Source organism: Alteromonas gracilis (assembly GCF_036870955.2).
Classification (GTDB): domain Bacteria; phylum Pseudomonadota; class Gammaproteobacteria; order Enterobacterales; family Alteromonadaceae; genus Alteromonas; species Alteromonas gracilis_A.
Window position 1 is genome coordinate 1,985,200 of record NZ_CP145482.2, and the last position, 21,939, is coordinate 2,007,138.

General features: G+C 42.1%; 32 protein-coding genes and 2 pseudogenes. 8 read left to right on the plus strand and 26 right to left on the minus strand.

Features of this window, described 5'->3' with window-relative positions; genetic code table 11:
* Positions 1–143: 143 nt before the first annotated feature.
* On the plus strand, positions 144–1,181 hold the full coding sequence (locus tag V6N89_RS09625; protein WP_338517349.1) for a GGDEF domain-containing protein: 1,038 nt from the start codon (positions 144–146) through the stop codon (positions 1,179–1,181).
* A 2-nt stretch (positions 1,182–1,183) separates the two neighbouring features.
* Positions 1,184–1,357 (plus strand): hypothetical protein, encoded by a 174-nt coding sequence (locus V6N89_RS09630; RefSeq protein WP_338517350.1) that lies wholly within the window; start codon positions 1,184–1,186, stop codon positions 1,355–1,357.
* Here the strand turns inward: V6N89_RS09630 and rrtA are convergent.
* Positions 1,354–1,938, minus strand: coding sequence for a rhombosortase (gene rrtA / locus V6N89_RS09635; protein ID WP_338517351.1), 585 nt, complete (start codon positions 1,936–1,938; stop codon positions 1,354–1,356). The two genes, V6N89_RS09630 and rrtA, sit on opposite strands and share 4 nt — an antisense overlap.
* Before the next feature lie 113 nt (positions 1,939–2,051).
* Here rrtA and V6N89_RS09640 point away from each other — a divergent pair, with 113 nt between their 5' ends.
* Together V6N89_RS09640 and ggt are read left to right on the plus strand one after the other, a co-directional pair.
* The gene (locus V6N89_RS09640; protein ID WP_338517352.1) at positions 2,052–2,816 is read left to right on the plus strand and encodes an enoyl-CoA hydratase; all 765 of its coding nucleotides are present in this window, start codon (positions 2,052–2,054) and stop codon (positions 2,814–2,816) included.
* 29 nt (positions 2,817–2,845) lie between these two features.
* Positions 2,846–4,589 (plus strand): annotated as a pseudogene (gene ggt, locus V6N89_RS09645) (gamma-glutamyltransferase).
* Positions 4,590–4,679: 90 nt separating this feature from the next.
* Here ggt and V6N89_RS09650 read toward each other — a convergent pair.
* The 11 genes and pseudogenes from V6N89_RS09650 to V6N89_RS09695 form a co-directional block, all read right to left on the minus strand.
* A complete protein-coding gene (locus V6N89_RS09650; protein ID WP_338517353.1) occupies positions 4,680–5,489 on the minus strand; it encodes a PhzF family phenazine biosynthesis protein in 810 nt (269 codons plus the stop codon).
* 65 nt (positions 5,490–5,554) lie between these two features.
* Complete coding sequence (locus V6N89_RS09655) at positions 5,555–6,196, minus strand: alpha/beta hydrolase (RefSeq protein WP_346993701.1); 642 nt, start codon at positions 6,194–6,196, stop codon at positions 5,555–5,557.
* 12 nt (positions 6,197–6,208) lie between these two features.
* Positions 6,209–6,832: a thiol:disulfide interchange protein DsbA/DsbL gene (locus V6N89_RS09660; RefSeq protein WP_338517355.1), complete on the minus strand. Its 624-nt coding sequence runs from the start codon at positions 6,830–6,832 to the stop codon at positions 6,209–6,211.
* A gap of 55 nt (positions 6,833–6,887) precedes the next feature.
* Positions 6,888–7,283: a hypothetical protein gene (locus V6N89_RS09665; protein ID WP_338517356.1), complete on the minus strand. Its 396-nt coding sequence runs from the start codon at positions 7,281–7,283 to the stop codon at positions 6,888–6,890.
* Positions 7,284–7,367: 84 nt separating this feature from the next.
* Positions 7,368–7,646, minus strand: coding sequence for a hypothetical protein (locus V6N89_RS09670; RefSeq protein ID WP_338517357.1), 279 nt, complete (start codon positions 7,644–7,646; stop codon positions 7,368–7,370).
* 45 nt (positions 7,647–7,691) lie between these two features.
* On the minus strand, positions 7,692–8,153 hold the full coding sequence (locus V6N89_RS09675) for a hypothetical protein (RefSeq protein WP_346993702.1): 462 nt from the start codon (positions 8,151–8,153) through the stop codon (positions 7,692–7,694).
* Positions 8,154–8,343: 190 nt separating this feature from the next.
* Positions 8,344–8,598: a hypothetical protein gene (locus V6N89_RS09680; RefSeq protein ID WP_338517360.1), complete on the minus strand. Its 255-nt coding sequence runs from the start codon at positions 8,596–8,598 to the stop codon at positions 8,344–8,346.
* Between the two features lie 23 nt (positions 8,599–8,621).
* Positions 8,622–9,067: pseudogene (locus tag V6N89_RS21740) on the minus strand (hypothetical protein).
* 40 nt (positions 9,068–9,107) lie between these two features.
* A complete protein-coding gene (locus V6N89_RS09690; RefSeq protein ID WP_338517362.1) occupies positions 9,108–9,344 on the minus strand; it encodes a hypothetical protein in 237 nt (78 codons plus the stop codon).
* A 121-nt stretch (positions 9,345–9,465) separates the two neighbouring features.
* Positions 9,466–9,573: a hypothetical protein gene (locus V6N89_RS21745; protein ID WP_431189777.1), complete on the minus strand. Its 108-nt coding sequence runs from the start codon at positions 9,571–9,573 to the stop codon at positions 9,466–9,468.
* A gap of 4 nt (positions 9,574–9,577) precedes the next feature.
* Complete coding sequence (locus V6N89_RS09695) at positions 9,578–9,868, minus strand: MAPEG family protein (protein WP_338517363.1); 291 nt, start codon at positions 9,866–9,868, stop codon at positions 9,578–9,580.
* A 156-nt stretch (positions 9,869–10,024) separates the two neighbouring features.
* On the opposite strand from V6N89_RS09695, the gene V6N89_RS09700 reads away from it, so the two are divergent.
* On the plus strand, positions 10,025–11,146 hold the full coding sequence (locus V6N89_RS09700) for a MerR family transcriptional regulator (protein ID WP_346993704.1): 1,122 nt from the start codon (positions 10,025–10,027) through the stop codon (positions 11,144–11,146).
* Between the two features lie 223 nt (positions 11,147–11,369).
* Here the strand turns inward: V6N89_RS09700 and V6N89_RS09705 are convergent, their stop codons facing one another.
* Entirely contained in the window at positions 11,370–12,137 is a 768-nt protein-coding gene (locus V6N89_RS09705; protein ID WP_338517365.1) for a hypothetical protein, read from the minus strand.
* Positions 12,138–12,392: 255 nt separating this feature from the next.
* Between V6N89_RS09705 and V6N89_RS09710 the strand changes: the two genes are divergently transcribed.
* Positions 12,393–12,938: a hypothetical protein gene (locus V6N89_RS09710; RefSeq protein ID WP_338517366.1), complete on the plus strand. Its 546-nt coding sequence runs from the start codon at positions 12,393–12,395 to the stop codon at positions 12,936–12,938.
* Between the two features lie 48 nt (positions 12,939–12,986).
* On the opposite strand, the gene V6N89_RS09715 is transcribed toward V6N89_RS09710, so the two are convergent.
* The 8 genes from V6N89_RS09715 to V6N89_RS09750 form a co-directional block, all read right to left on the minus strand.
* Positions 12,987–13,499: a hypothetical protein gene (locus V6N89_RS09715; RefSeq protein ID WP_338517367.1), complete on the minus strand. Its 513-nt coding sequence runs from the start codon at positions 13,497–13,499 to the stop codon at positions 12,987–12,989.
* Positions 13,500–13,556: 57 nt separating this feature from the next.
* Complete coding sequence (locus V6N89_RS09720) at positions 13,557–14,054, minus strand: helix-turn-helix domain-containing protein (RefSeq protein WP_338517368.1); 498 nt, start codon at positions 14,052–14,054, stop codon at positions 13,557–13,559.
* 172 nt (positions 14,055–14,226) lie between these two features.
* A complete protein-coding gene (locus tag V6N89_RS09725) occupies positions 14,227–14,592 on the minus strand; it encodes a cupin domain-containing protein (protein WP_338517369.1) in 366 nt (121 codons plus the stop codon).
* A gap of 42 nt (positions 14,593–14,634) precedes the next feature.
* Positions 14,635–14,823 carry a hypothetical protein gene (locus V6N89_RS09730; protein ID WP_338517370.1) on the minus strand — a complete coding sequence of 63 codons (189 nt, stop codon included), beginning with the start codon at positions 14,821–14,823 and terminating at the stop codon, positions 14,635–14,637.
* Between the two features lie 1,087 nt (positions 14,824–15,910).
* On the minus strand, positions 15,911–16,117 hold the full coding sequence (locus V6N89_RS09735) for a hypothetical protein (RefSeq protein WP_338517371.1): 207 nt from the start codon (positions 16,115–16,117) through the stop codon (positions 15,911–15,913).
* A 164-nt stretch (positions 16,118–16,281) separates the two neighbouring features.
* Complete coding sequence (locus V6N89_RS09740) at positions 16,282–16,653, minus strand: hypothetical protein (protein ID WP_338517372.1); 372 nt, start codon at positions 16,651–16,653, stop codon at positions 16,282–16,284.
* Between the two features lie 146 nt (positions 16,654–16,799).
* On the minus strand, positions 16,800–17,003 hold the full coding sequence (locus V6N89_RS09745) for a hypothetical protein (RefSeq protein ID WP_338517373.1): 204 nt from the start codon (positions 17,001–17,003) through the stop codon (positions 16,800–16,802).
* Positions 17,004–17,131: 128 nt separating this feature from the next.
* Positions 17,132–17,542: a hypothetical protein gene (locus tag V6N89_RS09750; protein ID WP_338517374.1), complete on the minus strand. Its 411-nt coding sequence runs from the start codon at positions 17,540–17,542 to the stop codon at positions 17,132–17,134.
* Between the two features lie 199 nt (positions 17,543–17,741).
* Here V6N89_RS09750 and V6N89_RS09755 point away from each other — a divergent pair, with 199 nt between their 5' ends.
* Together V6N89_RS09755 and V6N89_RS09760 are read left to right on the plus strand one after the other, a co-directional pair.
* A complete protein-coding gene (locus tag V6N89_RS09755) occupies positions 17,742–17,963 on the plus strand; it encodes a TA system antitoxin ParD family protein (protein ID WP_012518669.1) in 222 nt (73 codons plus the stop codon).
* Positions 17,956–18,246 (plus strand): type II toxin-antitoxin system RelE/ParE family toxin, encoded by a 291-nt coding sequence (locus tag V6N89_RS09760; RefSeq protein WP_338517375.1) that lies wholly within the window; start codon positions 17,956–17,958, stop codon positions 18,244–18,246. Before V6N89_RS09755 ends, V6N89_RS09760 begins: the two co-directional genes overlap by 8 nt.
* A 55-nt stretch (positions 18,247–18,301) precedes the next feature.
* Here V6N89_RS09760 and V6N89_RS09765 read toward each other — a convergent pair whose 3' ends face one another.
* The 5 genes from V6N89_RS09765 to cysK all read right to left on the minus strand — a co-directional run bounded on the left by V6N89_RS09765 (position 18,302) and on the right by cysK (position 21,815).
* Positions 18,302–18,712, minus strand: a complete 411-nt coding sequence (locus tag V6N89_RS09765; RefSeq protein WP_338517376.1) for a hypothetical protein — start codon at positions 18,710–18,712, stop codon at positions 18,302–18,304.
* Between the two features lie 105 nt (positions 18,713–18,817).
* Positions 18,818–19,198, minus strand: a complete 381-nt coding sequence (locus V6N89_RS09770; RefSeq protein ID WP_338517377.1) for a hypothetical protein — start codon at positions 19,196–19,198, stop codon at positions 18,818–18,820.
* 531 nt (positions 19,199–19,729) lie between these two features.
* A complete protein-coding gene (locus V6N89_RS09775) occupies positions 19,730–20,068 on the minus strand; it encodes a hypothetical protein (protein WP_338517378.1) in 339 nt (112 codons plus the stop codon).
* 116 nt (positions 20,069–20,184) lie between these two features.
* The gene (locus V6N89_RS09780; protein ID WP_338517379.1) at positions 20,185–20,550 is read right to left on the minus strand and encodes a hypothetical protein; all 366 of its coding nucleotides are present in this window, start codon (positions 20,548–20,550) and stop codon (positions 20,185–20,187) included.
* Between the two features lie 299 nt (positions 20,551–20,849).
* Positions 20,850–21,815: a cysteine synthase A gene (cysK, locus tag V6N89_RS09785; protein WP_274743301.1), complete on the minus strand. Its 966-nt coding sequence runs from the start codon at positions 21,813–21,815 to the stop codon at positions 20,850–20,852.
* Positions 21,816–21,939 lie beyond the last annotated feature (124 nt).

Sequence of the window (21,939 nt, forward strand, 5' to 3'; positions counted from 1 at the left end):
GCATGTTTATCTGGGCTTTTTTGTAGAAGATTGGTATATAGAATAAGTAATGGTGATATATTAATTAAACAGTTTTATGTAAACAGGTCTTTAGGGCTTGTGTTATCTAAAAATTAGCAGCAAAACTATAAAGGATAGCGGAGATGGATCTTCCTACACTACTTATCTGTACAGCACTCACATGCTCGTTGATGATCATGTCTACTGGAGCGATGTACAAAGTTAATACTGGCGAAAATTATCTAAGGGACTGGATATTTGTTGGTGTATTTTTTCTCTTCTCCAATCTACTAGCCATAGCCGCAAACTGGCTTCAACTTAGTTCTCCTATTTTTCCGGCTTTGGGTAATGCGTTTTATATGGGCGGGCATGCCGCACTGTTAAGCGGCGTTAGCGTGTTAGTAAACAAACAGTCAATGTGGCGTGTAGTGCTTGTAGTCGCAGTACTTACAGTGTTGGCACATGCTATCCCCGAGGTTAGTGAGTCTGTTACCACACGCATATTAGTGTTTTACCCCATTATCGCGGCGTTAGACGGGGCTGCCTTGGTGCTTTTACTAAAACGCATGGGGGGCGAGCAGAGTAGAGGTTACTGGCCGCTTGTCCTGCTTCTGTCATTCTTTGTATTGCAGCTAGTTGTGCGTGGTGGGCTATTGCTCTCTCAAAATGCCGAATTGACACTGCTAGGTAATCAGTTTACCCAAACCTTTGGTCACCTTCTTGTTATTGGCTTTATCTTTTTACTCACAATATGCTTTTCCATTATCGTCACGTGGCGAAAAGAGTTGATGCTTCGTAGAGCATCTATTACTGATTATTTAACAGGCTGGTACAACCGAGAAGGCCTTGAAACAATTGCCTCTCGCGTGTTCAGACGAGATTTGCGCGGTAATACCTACAGTGGTTTTATTCTTTTAGACATCGACCATTTCAAATCTATTAACGATCGTTTTGGCCACGCGGCTGGTGACACCGCTATCAAGGCAGTAACTGCCCAAATTTCCGACTTGTTGCGCATACATGATTATGGCTTTCGAATTGGTGGTGAAGAGTTTGCGGTATTAGTGAGTAATACAAATACCGAAGAACTTAGCGACATTGCAGAGCGCATTAGAAGGGCGGTTGAAACTCATAAAGTTAGCACGCCCTTTGGCAGCATAGTGTTTACCGTCAGTGCTTAGGTGTGGCGCTTCGTGCCAGCACAGAAGAAAACTTCCAGCAAACGCTTAATCGTGCTGACAGTGCATTATACAAAGCCAAAGCAGGTGGCAGAAATAGAGTAAGTGTTGCGACAAATGCAATGTCTCAAAATACTATGTTAAAGGGTGGCGTATCGCCTGACCACTGCGAAGCCTAATTGCGCTTTGCGGTCAACAGCATCAATAGAAAAATAATGATGCCACTGCACGCACCAAATAGGTGTGCATCTACTGCAACTTTGGCGTTAATCAAAGCGGCAACTTGCTCACTGCTTCCATCCATCTGTTCATAACCTACTTTAATGGTAAGCCCTAGTAGCAGCAGCCAACCTGAATGGAGTTTTTCTTTAATGTCCATACATGCACCCCATGCAAAAACTCCGTGTAGTGCCCCTGACAGCCCCGCATACCAAATAAGGTCTGGTGCAAAAAAATAAAGCCCTGCACTGGTACCTATGCAGCACCATACAAATACTTTAAGGAAGAGTCCCACACGGTAGTGCTCGCCATGCAGTGCCCATAGCAAAATCAGCCCCGCAATGTTCAATAACAAATGGTAACCATTGGTGTGGACGATGTTACCCGTCACAATTCTCCAAGTTTCGAGTCCTTGAATAGCATAGCGATCATACGCTAAGTAATTGCCCGAAGCGGGTTCGAAAAAGAAGGCAATGATAGCGCAAGCGGCGACAAATAAAGGACCAGCGCTATACTTAAACGAAAACGGCAGTGACATCATTAGTGTTAGTTATTTTTTAATACAAGCCAAGGCGGCTATGATACAGAAATTGCCCCTGCGGTGAAAACCGAACTACGTTAATTGTATGAAATATCGAGAGTAAAGGAACGCTTATGTCTTACGTTACCAGCGAAGTCAAAAATCAATGTTTAACCATTATGATAGATCGTGTAGATAAGAAAAACGCACTGACGCGAGATATGTACCAAGCTATGGCAGATGCGATATTTGCGGTTAAAGACGACACGGCCACAAAAGTCATTGTTTTAAAAGGCGCGGGTGACTGTTTTACCGCAGGTAATGATATTAGCGATTTCGCCGAACAAAAAGACAACGCCCACGTGCCAGAAACTGCGGCATTTATGCGTGCTTTGGCTGAATGTAAAGTACCTGTCATCGCACAAGTGCATGGCGTTGCGGTTGGCATTGGTACTACGCTACTTCTGCATTGCGACTTTGTTTATGCTACCCCAGACACGAAGTTTGTTTTGCCATTTATTAATTTGGGGTTGGTGCCTGAATATGCTTCAAGCTATTTGCTGCCAAAGATATCAGGGCATATCAAAGCAGCCGAATGGCTTATGCTGGGTGAACCTTTCAGCGCGCAGGACGCCTATCAGTTTGGGTTACTAACGAAAGTTGTAGAGCAACAAGAGATTGATAATACGGTTGCCTCGACCATTAAAAAGCTTGTAGAAAAGCCGACATTTTCGCTTATGCAAACAAAAGCGCTTTTAAAAGGCGACGACGAGCGCATAACATTACAAATGAACGAAGAATTTGATATCTTCTTAGAAGCATTAGGGACGCCTGCAGCGCAAGAAGCATTTGATGCGTTTCTCAACAAACGTCCCATCAACCCCGAGAAATTTAAATAAGAGGAAATACTATTTTGAAATGTAGTTCATTGCTTAAAACTTCGGTTATTACGCTAGCATTATCTGCAAGTTTTGTATTTGGTGTAAATGCAAAACAAACCCGCGAGGTAGGGGAACCCGAAGCCGCAACAGGCTATATTGAAAAAAAGGCATTTGAAGCAGACGACTACATGGTAGTTGCTGCAAACCCTTATGCTTCTTGGGCTAGGTAAAAACGTGCTTGAAAAGGGCGGTAGTGCCATTGATGCTGCTGTTGCTGTTCAAGCAATGTTGTCTTTAGTTGAACCGCAATCGTCTGGCATTGGTGGCGGCGCGTTTATCCTGTATTGGGATAACAAGAATAAGGTTCTACACACGTTTGATGGAAGAGAAACCGCACCTACTTCAGTGAATTCACATTGGTTTATGAAAGGTAATAAGCCAATGCGCTGGATTGATGCTGTCGTTGGCGGCAAATCTGTTGGTGTACCTGGTGCAGTAAAAGCACTAGAGATGGCGCAGAGCGAATTCGGTAAATTACCTTGGAGTACATTATTCGAAGACACCATTAAAACCGCTGAGGACGGCTTTAAGGTATCTCCTCGTCTTGCAAAATTGGTGGCGCTAGATTATCACCCTGGCCTTAAAACCTTTCCTTCAAGCTCTGTCTACTTTTTCCCAGCGGGTAATCCACTGAAAGAGGGCGTGACAAAGAAAAATCGTAAGCTTGCTAAAACCCTTCGCGGCATTGCCGAGAAGGGAAGCGACTATTTGCTTAAAGGTGAGGTTGCACAAAAAATAGTTGATGCCGTTAACAGTGCAGAAATTAATCCAGGGCAAATGACTTTAGAAGATTTGGCAAGCTATGAACCTATAAAGCGTGAGCCAGTTTGCGGGCTATATCATGAGAAGCGTATTTGTGGCATGGCTCCGCCAAGTTCAGGTGGCGTAAATGTGTATCAAATTCTTAAAATGTTAGAAGATTTTGAGTTAAGTCAGTATGCGCCTGATTCTGTCGAGTTTGCTAATCTATACACGCAAGCTAGTGCTATGTCATACGCTGATAGAGAAAAATTTATAGCAGATAGCGATTTTACCAACTTGCCTTTCGCCGCCATGATAAACACTGCCTACTTAGAACGACGCGCTGAAGGCATCAGCGTTGATAAGAAGTGGCGCAGAGCTCGCGCAGGCAATCCTTATGCAGATGCAAACGTGGCGTTGGGCACGTCTATGGAGCTGCCAAATACCTCTCATGTGTCAATCGTCGATAAAGACGGTAATGCGGTCTCTATGACAACTAGCATCGAGTTTATGTTTGGATCGGGCATAATGGTTGAAGGGTTTTTGCTTAACAACCAGCTGACTGACTTCTCATTTTCGCCAACTAAAGACCGATTCCCAGTACCAAACCGCGTAGAGCCTGGTAAACGCCCTCGCAGTGCGATGAGTCCGACCATGGTATTTGACAAAGACGGTAGCTTAGAGCTGGTCGTAGGTTCGCCAGGTGGTTCGCGTATTGTTAGCTATGTTGCGCAAACAATTATTGGTGTCGTCGACTTTGGTCTGGATATTCAACAGGCGATTAACTTGCCGAAAATTACCAACAGAAACGACTATACTGCGCTTGAAAAGGGTACGCCTATCGCAAATTTAGCACCTGCATTAAGTGAGCTTGGTCATAATGTTAAAGTGGTAGATTTAAACAGCGGGTTACACGGTATTCAGTTTAAGTCAGGAAAGCTAATTGGTGGCGCTGACCCCCGAAGAGAGGGGATTGCGGTAGGCCGCTAATAGTTCGAATGTGATTTCTGTAAGTTTTTGGCTTTGCAGATGATTGAAGAAAAAAAGCAGCGTGAACGCTGCTTTTTTTGCTAATGAACGCTACTTTATTGAAATTTCGCCTGTTAAATAGCCCACGGTTTGGCCTGAAATTAATACTCTATCACTTTCGACTACACACCTTAGCACGCCACCGCGTTTTGACGCTTGATAGGCCTCTAATGCTTTTTTACCCAGTTGTTGCGACCAGTATGGCGCAAGCCCTGTATGTATAGAGCCTGTAACTGGATCTTCGTCAGTGCCATTTGCAGGCCAAAAGTAGCGAGATACAAAATCAAAATGCTGACCCGGCGCCGTTACTACCACATCGTAAGGCGCTAGCTTGCGCAGTTCGCTAGCATCTTGTTCAACTATCATGACGTCGTCTTCATTGTCGTAAATAGCAAAATAGGCTTGGCCATTTTGCAGCACTTTTTGGGGCGTGATAGACAGTCCGTCAAGCAGAGCTGAGGGAATATACTCGGGTTCTGTAGGCGCGCGATTTGGGAAATTCATTTGAATGAAACCGTCGTGTTTTTTCTCGACTTGCATGCTACCTACAGCATCAGCCCTAAACTCAATGCTATTGTGCTGAGTGTATTTTGCAAACACCACATGAGCTGAGGCTAGTGTGGCATGACCGCAGAAGTCAATTTCTGTGACAGGCGAAAACCAGCGTATATTGAACGCTATAACGCCGTTGTCTGCCGTGTCTGCCGCAACAAGAAAGGCGGTTTCAGATAAATTATTCTCCATTGCAATTGACTGCATAAGCGTATCGGATAACCAATCATCCAAGACGATAACCGCGGCAGAATTTCCTTTGAACTGCTTATCTGTAAATGCATCAACAATGTTTATAGCTAATTTCATTGTTATTCCAATAACCTATAACTGGTTTGCAATTATACGCTATCAGTTAGGGTTTTGAATCCATTTCATAACCTAGGTGATACCCACACTTCTATAGGGCGGTAAAACGCGCCGTGTTCTTTACCGGTAGAAATCGTAAGCTCTTTAAAAGAAACAACGTTGGTGCCACTGCGGCTTACCACCTCATCACACGACCCTACGGTGTCTGATGTTTCATAGATGGAAAGCACGCGACCGTGCAGTACTACGTCAGGGTGTTTGGCTAATCCGCTGGTGCAGGCCGCAAGAATGACAAAATTTAGCGCGTCGTTTTTTAACAAGCTTGAGGTAATTGCGGTTATAAAGCCACCACGGGAAAATCCAACCAAGTATATATTAGAGGCGGGAACGCCGTTCTCAATTAACGTATTAACCTGGCTAGCGAGTTCTTTTGCGTACTCAAAAGGTGGTGTGTCTTTCTTACGGTGTGCAGCAATAAGAACATGATCTTCACTCGATAATGCCTGCTTAACTGCCGGAAAGTCATACACTCCCCATCTCGGGTGCTGCGGAGTAGCATTGTCCCCCTCTACAATGTAGCCGTGCGAGTAAAATACATAGCGGGCAGTAGTAGAAATAGACTGAGGCAATGACGACTCAATAACACGTTGTGCCTGGGCCGAGAAAGACAATATTGCCGTTAAGCTTAAAAGAAAGATTTTGATCATTGTTTTATTCGATTAGGCTTTTTCAAGTAAGAAAAGCACAAGCGCTTTGTACTCATCAACCGACTTCAAGCTTTTAGTTACTGGCTTATACTTGCCGTTAACAATCAACGTAGGCACAGCTGAAAAACCCTGATCGCGAAGTTGCTGCGTGTTCTTTTGCATCTTTTTGGCTTGTGCGTTAACACCAAAGCTTGAAAAGACCTTATCAAATTTATCGCCATTTACACCATTGTTGGTAAACAAGCGTTTTACATCATCAATGTTGTTGAATGAAGACTTATCGACGTGAATGGTATTAAATATAGCTGGGATCACTTTGTCACCAACCTTAAGATAGTTGGCTGCGATCAATGCATTTGTGAGCAGTTGCTCAATAGCTAGCTCTCTACCTGGCATACCGTCTACATGGTTTTTCTTGAATGTGACGTCAGATGGTAAAGACGCCTTCAAATTATTCATGAAAGGCTCTTGTCGAAAACATGCGGGGCAATAAAATGAGAAGAACTCTGTTACCTGTTTCTTTTTCGTTAATTCGCCCTCAATTTCAACATAATGCGTCCCTTCTTCAAATTTTGCGGCACTCACCGAGAAAATAGGAAGTAGCAAAGCTAGGGCAAAAATATACTTATTCAACACAATAAATCCTTATGTAGTTCTTAATTGTTATGTTTATGGTTTCAAGTTGATTCGACTATTCTTCTCGTGAGTACACATCAAGAAGCGGGAATTTACGTAAGCCAAAGTTCACTACAATTGACAACGACTCGTTGGCAAGAAAACTTTGAGTAAATGGCTCAGGATGCAGGCGGGTTCCGTCAGCGACTAACGCCATTAGGTGTTTGTGGTTGAGAGTTCTTCGCCCTGACACTGAGTTTCGAAGCGTTACGACCGCCCAGCGCTCACCGAGTTCGTTGCTCATAGGTACAACGCTTTCCACCACGAAAGAACTTTCCTCGGGCTGAATGTTTGACTCATTAGGGAAGGCTAGCTGAAGGTTAGAAGGCAAGGGTGTTTCCACCGACAGTGCTTCATTGCCGTATGCAATGCTTGAAAACGATAGGGCGGCAAACAACATCCATTTATTCACAGTGGGCTCCGATATCCTTTGGAAAACAAGAAATTTTTGATATGAGCTAAGAGCTTACAAAAAACATAAAGTTCAATTCGACTATCAGAAAATAGATAGCTGAACCAATAAGTAATACCCTGAATACAACGAAAGACACGCAGTTAAGATAGCAATAATAACACGATAAATGCGCTGTGTTGATGGCGCGTAGCACCATATATAGCCGCACATTAAGGCATACATGATAGTTTCGCCCAGTGCTTTACCGACCAATGTGAAATGTGCAGCAGGCTGCTGCCAAAAGTGAGTAGGTTGAAGGCTAAAAAAATAAGACCAAACAAGCTGATATGCCACAGCCAGCGGCAAAAATACCACTATCACTATTATCCATAATTGTATGGCAGGGGGCACGTTTTAGTCTTTGGCTTAAAGGTAGGTATCAGGGTGGATTTTGTTAACCTTCCACTCGCCGTCTTCTTTTATTAAATCGAGGCTGCGCAAGTCTTCCACTTTGTCTTCACCATAGGTGCCGCTTAAAAAAACAGTGATAGTTGATTTTTCAGAAAATTCCGAACGCCCCACACCGCCGGTGCTTTGTGGAGTAATAATGACCGAGTCGTATCGCAGGTTTAGTAGGTGGCGTTGCACATTGCGATTTGAGTGGTATCGAGTGAGGATCCGTGACATTTTCTCACTAGAAACAGCAATGGCAGCGTCTAGGTTGTCGTCTTCATATACACTGCGTAAAAACATGACAGTAGTGTACTCGGGCGTGCTCTCATCAAGCATACCGTAACGACCAAGACCTTCGTCACTTTTCTCTCCACATGCTGCTAAAAACAATACTGTAAAAAGCCCGAGTAAGGCGTACCACTTACCTGTTTTCATTGTGAGAACCTTTATTTGACTTCCATTTCGTTGTTGTACATACCAATAACAGCATAATCAACGATTTTTCACTGTATTTCAATACTGTTTGCGTCAATACGGAATATTGCCCAAGAGAATAAAAACACATATGAGTAGGCGTACCGATACATAACCATGCCATAAGAACAACTACTCGCAGATGCCGTGGCTAGTTGTCTTCGCTGCCGTTACCAAATACTTCATCTAGTACCGCGTTTACTGTGCCTACCACGACATCAAGCCCTTTTATTTGGTTATCTGGAACTTGTCCTGAGCGTTCCTGCGCTTTTTGTCTGTCTTGCTGATTTGAAATCGTGTTATCAACAATGCCTTTAAACAAGCTATCGTTATTAGTCGTTGCGCACCCAGTGAATAGGGTAAGTGCACATAAAAGCGTTGAGACCTTAGATATAATTTTTTTCAAAGTTCGTTTCCATAAAAGACAATTTAAGCGTTGTTGGCGAATAATGTTTTGGTGCCATACAAATAAAACATGCCGTACACACAACAGGTGAGTGAACTGATAATCCAAAATGTTATTGAGTTTTGGTGTACTACAGGGTCATCAGTAAAAAACGGGCCAATTAAACCTGCAACACCACGCACTAGGTATACCGTAGTAATTAATACTAAGCAGGTTTTTAGTAGTGGCAATTTGAGGATAATGCCTGCCCCTGATAAAGCGTATAGGCCCCAGCCAACAAGAATGCTTAGCAATGACCAATGTGGCAACTGTTGGATATGGGTCACTAAACAGCAGCAAGCGTTGCCATTCTCTCGCCAGCACCAAAAAAGCGATACCACTCTGGCCCGCCAAAAATGCAGCTAATATGAAGTAGGGCGGCGACGAAACTTAAATACCCACCGATAATGAGCGGTGTATTCCTTGTCATAGAGTAATCCTTGCAGACCGTAATCTAGGAGAACTTATTATCAGTTTTTCGATAACAATTGGCGAGGCTTCATTTCCAAACGACTTTCGAGTTCTTCAACTTTTAGCAGCAATGCGCTGTTTGTTTCGCTGGCTTTGTTTAACTGAATTTGTAACGCATCCCTTTTCAGCTGGACTGCTAGATTAGCCTTGTTTTGTTGATACAGCACGTAAGATTGAAGGGCAATAACAGTAGCGAATGCGACAATAGACAGGGCGACTTTTGTATGACTTTTCATAATACTTCCTTGTTGAATTAATTGTTTACTAGTCAGTAACTTGATGTTTATTTAATTTCAATATTTAACAATTATTGTGACTGCACTCGTTGTCTAAAGTTCAACGCAAAAGTAACAATTACTATTGAACGGTATTCATCATTAACAAGAACCACATTGCCAATACCGCTAAAAAGTTAATAGAGAAAACAACGCCGCGTAGACGGATACTTTTGCCAAATATCTGCACGACGCTATGCAATACTCGGCTTAGCTATAAACACCCACGCCAAACCTAACATTGCGTTGCTTACTTCCAAGCTCGAGGTGTACAAAACAATGCATAGCATATGAAAGAACATGGGCCATTCAAATTGATTAGACAAGTTTGCACTTATACTCTGTTTGATGTGTTCAAACGGGTTCTGCCCGTTCGTATCAGCACCAACTCCCCAAACGGCAGGCGCTCGCGCAACAGTAAGAAAGGCATATAGCAGCGCACACCATACAATATGCGCAAATACGGGAATAAGAATGTTATTCATATCGTTTGAAGTGAATTTCTATTTTTGATTGTAGATGAGTATCTTGTCAGCAAATGACGAACTTTGAAACCAAGCAAACAGTATTTCAGTTATCAAAACTACGCATTGACCTGTCTACTGCTTTATAGTTTATCTTGCTTGGCGCATGGAAAATGTATGGAGTTTTATGTGTATCGAATCTCTGAACTAGCTTCGTTAGTCGGCCTGTCTAGAACAGCGTTGCTTTATTACGAAAAGCTTAATCTGATAGCGGGAAAAAGGCTGGAGAACGGCTATAGAGTTTATAGCGATAGGGATGTGCAACAAATTCGCCTAATTCAGCAACTACAAGCTGGGGGGGTGACACTAGCTGAATGTAAATCGTGCCTTGAAAGTCGGTTAGATAAAGCTGTACTTAGGTTGCGATATGACCAGCTAGAAAGTGAGATAAAGCAAAAAGAGCAGGCGTTGTCGTTATTGTCTTCACTGTTAGGCGACAAAAGCAGTAAACCCTGGCATGAAACGTTGAGTGAGATAGCGCCAGATGCACATATAGACTGGTTAAAAGTTCAAGGGTTTGATGAAAAGCAAGCCCTGAGAGTGAAGTGGTTATCAAAAGATATGAATGAACATGACAAATACATGCAAGACTTTATGACGGTATTCGAACCGTTAGAGTCTTGGGGCCCTAATAGCCAAGAGGATACAAGCAAAGCCTTTACATTGCTTAACCGTAATCCAAACAACATATTAGAAATTGGGTGCGGCAAAGGTAACTCAACCATAGTTATTGCTAAACTATCTAATGCAAATATTATCGCGACAGATAATGAAACTATGGCTTTAGGAAAGCTTGAAGAGAAGCTTGAACTTCACTGCCTGAAAAGCAAGGTAACGACGCAGTGTGTCAGCATGACCGAGTTAAATTTTGGCGATAAGCAGTTTGATGTCATATGGTCAGAGGCTTCAGCCTACATAATGGGAATTGAGAACGCGCTTGCCAAATGGAAGTCCTTGTTAAAAGACCGTGGGGCATTGGTTTTTAGCGATTTAGTTTGGCTAACCGATAAGCCAAGTAAGGCGTCAGTTGATCATTGGAAAAGTGACTACCCCGACATTCAGAGTGTTGACACCAGAATAGCCCAAATAAAAAAGGCAGGGTATATCCTTGAGCACACATTTACTGTGTCAGAGCAGGCATGGAAAGACTACTACGAACCGCTACAGCAGCGCTTAACCGATGTTGCCTCCGCTTTAGGAAACTCACCTAAGCACTGCATGATATTCAAAACGAGGTGAACCTTTATAAACGACACCTCGGCGAATTTGGCTATCAGTTTTTTATTGTGAGCAAGCGCTAGTGATAATAATAAATCGTTGTTAAATCTAGCCGTAATTGTGCACTTGATTGTAATAATGCCTGTAAACGGCGGATTGTCGGCGTCAAACGGTCAGCCGAACATGACAGCTTAGCGAATTAACAATAGCGGCGCAAAGCGCCGTTATTGCTGATGATATGGCGTTATTCTGCTTTACCAAAAATCATTTCTTTTAAACGCCTATAACGTTGGCTTAAGGCGTGAGCGCGAACCCTAAATACTGGGTCGTGTGTGCTATGGGCGATAACTTCAGTCGCAAGGTTTTCATCTCCACCAAATTGAGCAACATAATACAAACTGAACTGACGAACCCAAGTCGCGTTATGGTGCTTAGCGGCCCACGCTAGCATGTTTACCGTTTTGGACTTGTCATCCTGCATCCACCACGCCAATGTGTAAGGAATATAGGTTCGCGTTTGTTCTTGCGCCGATACAATTAACGCTTCAAACAGGGCATTTTGCATAGCGCTCTCGTGGCCTTTTACCTTTTTCCAAAATTCATCTCTTCGCTGATCAAAGTGGCTGTTTTCATCATGAGACAGTTGAATGTTTACTTCGCCAAAAGCTGCTGCCATTTTTACGCGCGTTGCTTTGTCTGGTGAGGTAAAACCACGAATAAGCTCGTCGGGTGATTCTCCATTTACAATGATATTGCGCACCAACGCGGCTTCATTGAAATAGTCCTTAGTTAAATTACCTGTAGCATCATTTTGTGCGCCAGTATCATTAGTGCTGGTAGCAGTGGCGCCGTATTTGTCAGACACATACTGAGCAACGAATGCGGGTGGTTTAGCAAAGACTATTTCGCTTGATGCTAACCCGCCTACGGTGTAAACCAAATACAAACTTGCCAACGTCATAACAGCGCCTGCAGCAAAACATGCTTTTTTTAAATTAAATCTGAAGCTCATGATTGTCCTTATTAGTACTTCATCGAATTAACAAAGTAATAGCGTGCCGATTCGACGTCTGATAAGCATGAAAAAGTGCTGACGTTTTGCTGATTTTATTAGCCTTTTTAGGTAAATAGAGTGTTTTAAGACTTGTTGTTGAGGGCGTTACTGTGGAATTATAGCGAGCAGGAAGGACGCGTAAAAAAGCCAATTTTGTGGTCATAAGTTTGGGACAGCGTCTACAACACTAGCTTTAAAACGGATTTTAACACCATGAAGTTTATCAAATATACCGCACTTAGCTTAGTTGGCTTAATTGTCATCTCAGTTGTCATTTTGGCGTTTTCTTATGAGCGTATTATCGCGGGTGTCTTATTGCCTCAGTACATAGACTGGGCATACGAAACAGACCGTAAAGGCTTAGAAATGGGAACGCCGCTTAATGAAAAGGAATTATTGCTAGCCGCCGAGATAGGTATAAAACACCCAGAAAAGGTAAGAATTGTTTATGTTGATGCTGTGCCTTTTCCTTACGAGAACTTTGCGTTAAAAGCATTTGGTGAGGCGGTTGGTCTTGTTGGTGAAGGCATTGTTAATAATGCGCAGGTATTTGGCTATTCCATTTATGCGAGAAAAGGGTTTGTATTGAACCGACCTAAACTCGCGCATGAGCTTGTGCATGTACTGCAGATAGAAAGGGCGAGCTTAGACAGTGTAGTAACCCAACACTTTTTTGATATGGCTGAATATGGATATGATGATGCGCCACTAGAGGTCGAAGCAGCAAAAGCCAATGTTATGTACAGTGGAGACTGGTAGCTAGAGTTAAAGCGTTTAACGCCTGTTATGCTCCGTGCTATGGATTCGCTAGATGGCTTTTCGCATTTTATCGAGTAATTCAAGACATGCTTGATAGAGTAGGGCTTCCATATCTTCATTGCTGTATAGCGGGCCCCACCGAAACAAACCCCGCAACGTAAATTGTTTTGCTACAAACTCACGCCATGTAACCGAAGACGTCACACTAAATGTCTTCAAAGTCTTGTTGTGTTGTATGTTGTAAAGTCGCGACACTAACTTAATCTTCGGGCGCCAAAATATTGGAATTCCTGCCATACCAATGTTTACGGCAAATGCGTCGCCACCGTGAAGCGTAACAATGACAACATCTAAGCCAATGTCTGACTCTTTAGGCTGAGCGACTGATGAAATACTGTGGAGACAAAACACTTCTTCAAGCTTCTCGCGCATGTGATCATGCAACGTGTTGCCAGTGATAGAAAAGAAGGTTTCTATTTTTGAGCGTTTGCTGTCGTTAGCTATTGCTAACGACCCTAAATACACGTTTGGTTTTTCAGATTCGAACCAATTAAACAGCAAGTTTAAAAATCCTTTTATTTAGTTGGTAGAGCAAAACATTGCAGAACGACTTAGCTTTTAACGTTTGCTATCTGTGTCACGCTGCTTTTTTAGTAGTTGAGACACTTTGTCCTTTTCCCAGTCTTCACCGAACGGCTGAAATACATAAATAGCATAGCCTATGATCATGGCAGAGAAGGAGACAAAAACCGCAACGAGCGGGCCTAGGTTTTCGCCATCATTATAGTTAGGCAGCATGAATAATAAAAAATTGGCAGCTAAAAATGCCGTGAACGCATAAAAGTACTTTACCGATTTTACCTTCTCTAAGGCTTTTGCGTGGTCCGTATTATTGTCTTTTGTATCGACATTATTTTGTTGGCTAGGTTGTTTTTCACTTTCAATAGCATGCTTTAGTTCGTCGGTGGAAATTTCAAATACTGCAGCCAGCGACTTCAACGTTTCCACGCCAACACTTTCGCCTTTTTCTACTCGTTGAATTGTTCGCACATTTAAATTACTCATTTGTGCTAGCTCTTCTTGAGACCAGTGTTTTTTTAGTCGAAGTGATTTCAAAGGTGCATCCCTATGTTGTCGAATTGATAAGCACTGTATACCACACGCTCGCTGTCGGTCATGACATTAAGCCGACAATTAGCCGACAGACCTTGATTTATATAACCTCAAGACTAGCAGGTCTTGGCTTGCGAAGTGTTACGTTGCCCAACGCTGGTGTTTAAATAATACATTAAATGTGCGTTTGATTGTCGACGCTTACGGTTTGCTCTGACACTACCGCTCCGGTATGAGCAGTACTTGCAGGCTCAATCATCATAAAATGTGTCTCTTCTTCGGCAACAGGGCAGTGTTCTAGCCCTTTTTTAACCACAAAGAGCTCTCCTGGATGAAGGGTAACAGCACCGTCACGCAATAGCAGCGTGAGTTTTCCTTTAAATACAATAAACAACTCGTCTTCATTTTCATGTGAATGCCAGACAAGCTTGCCTTCACCTTTAGCAATTTTTACCAATTGACCATTGGATTCAGCAATGATCTTGGGTGTCCATGTCTCGTCAAACAAAGAAAACTTTTCTTGAATGTTTATTTTTTCCATGTGGCTCGCCTGTTTTGAAGCGCTATAGAATTCTCAAATGCATTACACACCCGCTATTTTAAACAAGAAATAGAGAAAGCAGGAAAAAAATACAACCCCAATTAGTACCATTGCGGTGAGACCTTTTGATTTAAGCATAGAATCTATCAGCGCAACTTCTGTGTGCATTCGAAAAAGATCTAAAGCACCTGAAGATTCTTTCAATCTGCGCTTACTGTTCTTAGTTTCCATAGTAACTCCTTTTATTTGAGCGTTACGTCGCTAGTGTACGCGCGCCTGACGAGGCTATAGATTGATTAATTTTGTGCTGGAAGTAAATTACGTGAAATAAGCCACTTAGAAACGGATTAAGCCATAATTTATTGCCTTTAGTCACACTGTTTATGGTGTTTATTCTATTCCTAACTTTGATAATCCAAACTATATGAAAAATTGAAGACAGTAAATGAAGAGCTTTAGTGATAATCAATATTTCGGTTGGGGCAGGAAACGTTAAGTAGTAAACAAGGCCAACCAGTGAAAGTAAGTGAATAGAAACCGCTGAAATCGTGAAGGCAGGTGGTATGTGTTTCTCTGACCTTGAGTTTACTATTATAGTCAGTTGCCATAAGCGAAAGATTACGTACATTCCAAACGTAATTACGCAAAGTGCTAATACTGTGAAAACAGACTTTTTGTAAAAGGCATCAGCGGTCTTCAGCATTTATTCTTCCTTGAATTTGTTTTCAAGAAAGAGGTAAGGGCGGTTGAACGTTTTTCAAGCGTGAATAGTTTTAAAGGATGTTATGTTGCGGTACTACGAAGCTGCCAGCAAGTATTTGCTTAATCTAGTGGCAGCGAACGTTTTAATCTTTTTATTAAGCGTTAAAACACGTACCACATCGCCACAAGACAAACCCATGCACCCGAAACACCCAATACAATATTAAGAACCTTTGACCTAGGGTTTGTTTTTAGTAAAACATATGCTGAAAAAATCGAAGGCACAATGGCAGCGACACCACCGAAAATTAGCCCTTTAAAAAAACCTAAGCAATAGGCGCCCACATTCTTGACTCTGGGTCATCATAAGGTTGATAGCTTGTATGGAGCCAAACTACGCAGAACACGACTAAACAGGCAATAAATAATACTAAACTTTGTTTTTCAGCTTTTCGAACTCTTGTAGATTCCATGTGTAAACCCTAAGGGTAACTCCTTGTTTGTTGAATTGACTGTTTTACTATCTTTTAGACAGAAACCCAATAAGACACCCAGCTATTAAACCAGCGACAATAAACAAAATAGTATTGAGGCTTCCTGACCAACGGGAACGACTTTATTTGTTTGTTATGTGCCATAAAGCCGAAATTTCCAAAAGAAGTGAATAAGAACTTATAGCGCCAAATAAATTACAGTTAGTTGCGATAGAAATTACTTTCCATCCCTCTTTCTCAATTTCTTCAATCTGTTGATTTAAGAGCTTCAAATCAGGCTCGGCAGAGAACCAGCTCTTTTTCTTTGAAACATTGACTATCTTTCGCATGTTACTTTCCTTGTAATAAACAATAAGAACTTTCTATTTAAGCGGATAAACAAAAAACTTGGCACATAACTTTTCAATAACGGGCGCAGGCACGTAGGGCATAATGGCGAAGCCGCCCTGCGTGTATGCGTCCCAGCGAACGAAGTGAGTGACTTAATTTTTTGTTATATTGCTTCACTTAATACAACCACCTTTTTGCTACTACTTGATGATAAAAAGCCATTTAAACATATTAGTTGACCGTACTCGTCCATGTTGTTTTTACGACTGGTCTTAATTAGCCATGTCGAATAAAAATCATCAAAATCGCCATCCGCTATTGGTGTTGGTGATTCATTTAAAACAAAACTTGAATCTACATTTTTGATTTTAGGTAAAGAGCTGTTTGAAACTGACGAGTTGAAACAGTTAAGCAATACCATTAACTCCTGCTCTGACTGCAAACATATTGTTTCTTGAAACTCGATTCGTGACTCTAGATCATTTAGAAGTCTAAGATCTAAATTATCCAAGAGCACAAAAGAAAAATGCTTCACTGCTCAATTCCTTTAGGCAATATAACTTCCAAATATGGGGCGCAGACACGTGTGCAATAATGGCGAAGCCGCCCCGCATGTATGCGTCCCAGCGAACGAAGTGAGTGAACTTGATTTTTTTGTTATGTGCTGACGCAATTTAATAGTTACCTAGGTATTACAAAAAAGAAAGATAAAACCAATAAAAGTAAGACACTTACGGAGCTACCAATAAGCTTGCTACTTGAATGCGATTTACCTTTAGCCAGCAGAGCTTTTCTAACAAAAACATGGCCTACTAATACTGAAGCTACGGCAATTAAGCTTATAGTAAGTACAAAATTGGTGAGCGAGTTAAGTGTTTCTTCCATGTCTAAAATCCTTTTACTACCAAAGCACATAACTTCCAAATATGGGGTGCAAACACGTGTGCAATAATGGCGAAGCCGCGCACGTGTTTGCGCCCCAGCGAGCGGCAGCGAGTGCCATAATTTGTTTGTTATACGCGTTTTTCAACGAAGTGCATACCCCAACGCCTTGATGCTGAAAGCATAAACCCGAAGTAGACTACAGAGAATACGCAGCTTAAAAATGCTTCACTACCTGTGTTAAACAGTAGGGATTTAACGAAATTTATTACGAGGCAAAAAAGTGAGATAAACCAAACTGCTTTCAAAACGTTGTCGTAAATATGGTTTTTTAAAATGCCGCTGTGTTCTTGGAAACTGAAGAAAAAGGCTGAGAGTTTGCAGGTAAACCAAACTAGGAGAAGCGTCGCAATGGAAATGAAAATTGCTGCTATTTCTTGAGTAAGAATGCCAATTATGAGAGCTGAAGCACACCAAGCCAATGGTAATTTAAAACCTAACTCTTGTGTGACGAGAAGATATTTTGGTTTTTTAAGCTGCATTTCGATCCTTGATGCTCAAAGCGTATAACACCCGCATAACGGGCAAAAATACGGAGGCTACAATACCAAGTGAAGCGCAGGGAGCCTACGTGTTTTGTCCCTAGCGAGCGCAGCGAGTGTTAATGCGTTTGTTATACGCAATTTGCTACATTTGTAGCGCATTGCTACAATGTAATGGCGAACTATTAGGAGAAATATTATGGCAACCGCGAGCGTAAGACTAGACCAAGATCTAGTTGAGAAAGCTACCATTATGGGCAAAGCTCTAAATCGAACTATGCCAAAACAGATTGAGCATTGGGCAAAGATAGGTGAAATGATGGAAGATAATCCCGATTTGCCATACGAATTCGTGAAACAGGCAATTATTTCCAAAGCGGAAAAAGAGGCAGGAAAATTGGAGCCTTACGATTTTGGTTAAGATTACCAGTGTTTTACAGACAGCTAATTTTAAGAGAGCAGTAAAGAAATTACATCAGAATCAGAAAAAAGATTTGGATAAAGCTGTAAAGGAACTAATGGAGGATCCTCTTCTTGGAGAACAGAAGAAAGGCGACCTAGCCTTTCTTCGCGTGTACAAGTTCAAGATGGTCAAGCAGTTAACTTTACTTGGTTACAGCTACGAGGATGGCACTGTAATACTTGAATTGATAGCTCTTGGTTCTCATGAAAACTTTTACCGCGATGTTAAAAAGTTATTCTGACCAATTGCGTATAACGTCCCAGTGGGCACGAAGGGCACACGCCTTAATTTGCTTGTTAACTGCCATTTTCACTGTAGCTGACCGCAACGTTACCACTGTACTCTTTGTTTGCCTTAAATACTTTACCCTGATTGGAAAAGGTAATGCGCAAATTTGAGTTTGAGTGCCAGGCTAGGGAAGGATTGACGAGTGTTGCGCTGCCCTTAGAGATGAATGTGTTTCCCGCTTCATTTGCTAAATTGTCGTTTGAGTGAAGAAGAGAAACATGTGTTGAGAAGCTGGTAGTAGCACCGCAGTCCCTAGAAAAGGCCACAGCTTTAAATTCTCCGTTGGGGGAGAACGCTTGAGAGTAGATTGCGTTGGAGCACATACCTTCGGAAATAAAAGTACATGCTTTAAACATACAAACTATAAAAACAAGACCCCAAAATAGCCAGGAGTATAAAATTTTCTTCGGCATATCCATATGGCAGTTAACTTTTAAATAAGGGGCGCAGGCGCGTGGGCTATAATGCGCAGCAGCCCACGTGTATGCGTCCCAGCGAACGTAGTGAGTGACTTAATTTTTTTGTTATGCGTCATTGCTACCCCAGCCGATTTTGATGTCTGGAATTTTAGTGGTGATTAAGTTGGAGAGCTTGATTACTAATCCGCTGTCTAAGTCTGGATTTGCAGCAATATATAGCGTTCTAGCCTCACATTGGTCTAGCCCTTTACCCAAGCGAGAAACGAATTCACTTAGTAAAATGTCTTCGCCGTTTAAGTTAACTACTGTGCTAGATTTTAAAGTTATCGCATGGTGACCACATGTGGCTAACCCACAGATAACCCGGTCATGATTAACTGTGTTAACTGTGAGCGCTTGTTCTTTTGGCATGAAAGAAAGGTACGCAAAACACATTAATAAACCCAGAAGGATGGCTATAAATCCATATTGAGCATGGTTACTCATAAAGGTGTCCTTGACGCATAACTTTCCAATAACGGGCGCAGACATGTGGGGCATAATGGCGCAGCCGCCCCGCGTGTATGCGTCCCAGCGAACGCAGTGAGTGTGTTGATTGGCTTGTTAGCTGACATTGTTAATCGAAGAGAGTGTCGCCTTTTTAAGTCCACTTTAGTCATGAGTCCTTTTCTTTAGGTTTATCAGCATCTGGGTTTGCGAATAGGTAAAAGATAAAAACCAACCACATTGCTCCAAACACACCAACAGTTGTTACAACTAAGCGGAGAAATACTTCCAAGGCTGAGCCAGTAACATCTCTGGTTAGTATTGCATATAAAACCAAAAGCATAATTATCAAAGAAGATATTACGGCGTACTTTAAAGCCCTTCTTGGCAAAGACTTTTGAGTCATGGTCTACCTACTGACAGCTAACGCCCAACTAAGGGGCGATAAGACATGGGCTAAAATTAGGAACGAAGTGACGCAGCCCATGTGTTAGCGTCCCAGCGAGCAGCGCGAGCGCCTTTAGTTTTTTGTTAGGTGTAATTGCCAATAAAAGGACCGTACAATTTAAAACTGCCATCTAAGCCATTATGAACCAGTATATAATTTGATGACTCACCTTTAGGACTAAATAGAGTAAAAGCTAAACTATCTGAAACCAATTCACTTCTTAGTTCACACATTTCATTAATACCTAACGTACCTCTTTTAAATTCTCTGTTTGAAATGTTTTTTTGACTTAAATTACCGTTTTGAAGCTGCCGCTTTATATATTCAACTTCTAAATCTTCGCAGCTGCGCGCTTTCACTGCATGAGCATTAAAACTGCAGAACGTAGCCATAACAACGACAAAAGTAAAAATTTTCATCATTACACCTAACTTTTAAATAAGGGGCGCAGACGCGTGGGCTATAATGCGAAGCAGCCCACGTGTATGCGTCCCAACGAACGAAGTGAGTGCCTTAATTTTTTTGTTATGTGGCACTTCTAAAAACTACCTTGATATACATTTGCGCTGAATATAAACCACTTGTTGTCTATAAAATGACAGACATACAAAGAGCGGAAGTCTATATTTGAATTGCCTGCGTTAACACGCCAAGCAATTGTAACTGATACTTTGTCTTGTCCAAGTGGCTGCTCTTGCATAATTTTGAACTGAGCGCGTTGATAGCCAAAGTTGCGCATAGATTTACAATTTAACGCAAACTTTTGAATAAGCGCTGGTCTATCCGTAAATGTTTGAGTACCGTCAGCGTCGGAAACAGCACAGGGGAGGCGATAAAGATTAGCTATAGCTTCTGAGTTCAGAGCGTCAAAAGCTTCTGTGTACTTTTTAAAAAACTCTTCCATGGTTAATGGTTACTCCTGACACATAACAATTTAATGTACGGAAAAAATCCTTTTTACAATGCGGACTTGATCCATCTATCACTCAAATAATCCTTTAACTTTCTCACGTAAATAAATCCACATCAACGTCTTACAACAATTTGTGTAAATGGAGGAGGTGAAAGGCGGAAAATATCTCTTTTATTTATTCGCTTGCCGAAATTGCTGAGGTCTGTATTTAAATACAGCTTTATATTTTTGTTCCCACAAACAAAAAACGAGGCTAAAGCCTCGTTTTTCAATTAAATCAGAGTAGGTGCTTATTGCACTTCTTCTTGTTCGTCGAACGCGCCAGCGAACAGTGGGCTACTTAGGTAACGCTCTGTACCACTTGCTAGAAGTACTACAACAATTTTGTCTTTGTTTTCTGGGCGCTCAGCAAAACGCTTAGCGGCAACTACCGCTGCACCAGATGAAATACCCGCAAGAATACCTTCGTCGGTCATTAGCTTACGCGCCATGTCCATACATTCTTCGTTGGTCACTTGCTCAACTTCGTCGATTAAATCTAGGTCTAGGTTGCCAGGAATAAAGCCTGCGCCAATACCTTGAATTTTGTGCGGACCAGGGGTTAGTTCTTCACCCGCAAGCGCTTGCGTAATTACTGGCGAATCAGTAGGCTCAACCGCAACAGAAGTAATTGCCTTACCTTTGGTGTTTTTAAGGTAACGGCTAACACCAGTAATTGTGCCGCCTGTACCTACACCTGCTACAAACGCGTCTACTTTACCATCTGTGTCTTCCCAAATTTCTGGGCCAGTGGTTTTTTCGTGAATAGCTGGGTTTGCTGGGTTATCAAACTGCTGAAGCAACACGTATTTGTCTGGGTCAGAGTTCACAATTTCTTGTGCTGCTGCAACTGCACCTTTCATACCTTTTGGTGCCTCAGTAAGTACTAGGTTTGCACCTAGCGCTTTAAGTAGTTTACGGCGCTCAAGGCTCATGCTGCTTGGCATGGTAAGCGTTAGCTTGTAGCCGCGTGATGCAGCAACAAACGCAAGGGCAATACCTGTGTTACCACTGGTAGGCTCTACAATTTCTTTACCTTCAGTAAGGACACCGCGCTTTTCCGCGTCCCAAATCATGTTGGCACCAATACGGCACTTAACGCTGAAGCTTGGGTTGCGCGACTCAATTTTCGCGTACACGTTACCTGATGTAACGCGATTAAGTTTAACGAGTGGCGTGCGGCCAATCGATAGGGAATTATCTTCAAATACGTTCATTTTTAGTCCTTACCTTGTTCCTTAATTTCTAGGAAACCCCGCTCTGTCGTGATCTGTACGACCTTTTTAATAGTTAATAATTCATAGCGTGAATTAGGGGATTTCGTCATACCCCTATATCATT

Excerpts from the sequence above, each read along its gene's own strand:
- V6N89_RS09625 (WP_338517349.1), top strand. The coding sequence starts at position 144 with ATGGATCTTCCTACACTACTTATCTGTACAGCACTCACATGCTCGTTG.
- rrtA (WP_338517351.1), bottom strand. The coding sequence starts at position 1,938 with ATGATGTCACTGCCGTTTTCGTTTAAGTATAGCGCTGGTCCTTTATTT.
- V6N89_RS09640 (WP_338517352.1), top strand. The coding sequence starts at position 2,052 with ATGTCTTACGTTACCAGCGAAGTCAAAAATCAATGTTTAACCATTATG.
- V6N89_RS09650 (WP_338517353.1), bottom strand. The coding sequence starts at position 5,489 with ATGAAATTAGCTATAAACATTGTTGATGCATTTACAGATAAGCAGTTC.
- V6N89_RS09655 (WP_346993701.1), bottom strand. The coding sequence starts at position 6,196 with ATGATCAAAATCTTTCTTTTAAGCTTAACGGCAATATTGTCTTTCTCG.
- V6N89_RS09675 (WP_346993702.1), bottom strand. The coding sequence starts at position 8,153 with ATGAAAACAGGTAAGTGGTACGCCTTACTCGGGCTTTTTACAGTATTG.
- V6N89_RS09690 (WP_338517362.1), bottom strand. The coding sequence starts at position 9,344 with ATGAAAAGTCATACAAAAGTCGCCCTGTCTATTGTCGCATTCGCTACT.
- V6N89_RS09695 (WP_338517363.1), bottom strand. The coding sequence starts at position 9,868 with ATGAATAACATTCTTATTCCCGTATTTGCGCATATTGTATGGTGTGCG.
- V6N89_RS09700 (WP_346993704.1), top strand. The coding sequence starts at position 10,025 with ATGGAGTTTTATGTGTATCGAATCTCTGAACTAGCTTCGTTAGTCGGC.
- V6N89_RS09705 (WP_338517365.1), bottom strand. The coding sequence starts at position 12,137 with ATGAGCTTCAGATTTAATTTAAAAAAAGCATGTTTTGCTGCAGGCGCT.
- V6N89_RS09710 (WP_338517366.1), top strand. The coding sequence starts at position 12,393 with ATGAAGTTTATCAAATATACCGCACTTAGCTTAGTTGGCTTAATTGTC.
- V6N89_RS09725 (WP_338517369.1), bottom strand. The coding sequence starts at position 14,592 with ATGGAAAAAATAAACATTCAAGAAAAGTTTTCTTTGTTTGACGAGACA.
- V6N89_RS09730 (WP_338517370.1), bottom strand. The coding sequence starts at position 14,823 with ATGGAAACTAAGAACAGTAAGCGCAGATTGAAAGAATCTTCAGGTGCT.
- V6N89_RS09735 (WP_338517371.1), bottom strand. The coding sequence starts at position 16,117 with ATGCGAAAGATAGTCAATGTTTCAAAGAAAAAGAGCTGGTTCTCTGCC.
- V6N89_RS09745 (WP_338517373.1), bottom strand. The coding sequence starts at position 17,003 with ATGGAAGAAACACTTAACTCGCTCACCAATTTTGTACTTACTATAAGC.
- V6N89_RS09750 (WP_338517374.1), bottom strand. The coding sequence starts at position 17,542 with ATGCAGCTTAAAAAACCAAAATATCTTCTCGTCACACAAGAGTTAGGT.
- V6N89_RS09755 (WP_012518669.1), top strand. The coding sequence starts at position 17,742 with ATGGCAACCGCGAGCGTAAGACTAGACCAAGATCTAGTTGAGAAAGCT.
- V6N89_RS09765 (WP_338517376.1), bottom strand. The coding sequence starts at position 18,712 with ATGGATATGCCGAAGAAAATTTTATACTCCTGGCTATTTTGGGGTCTT.
- V6N89_RS09770 (WP_338517377.1), bottom strand. The coding sequence starts at position 19,198 with ATGAGTAACCATGCTCAATATGGATTTATAGCCATCCTTCTGGGTTTA.
- V6N89_RS09775 (WP_338517378.1), bottom strand. The coding sequence starts at position 20,068 with ATGATGAAAATTTTTACTTTTGTCGTTGTTATGGCTACGTTCTGCAGT.
- V6N89_RS09780 (WP_338517379.1), bottom strand. The coding sequence starts at position 20,550 with ATGGAAGAGTTTTTTAAAAAGTACACAGAAGCTTTTGACGCTCTGAAC.
- cysK (WP_274743301.1), bottom strand. The coding sequence starts at position 21,815 with ATGAACGTATTTGAAGATAATTCCCTATCGATTGGCCGCACGCCACTC.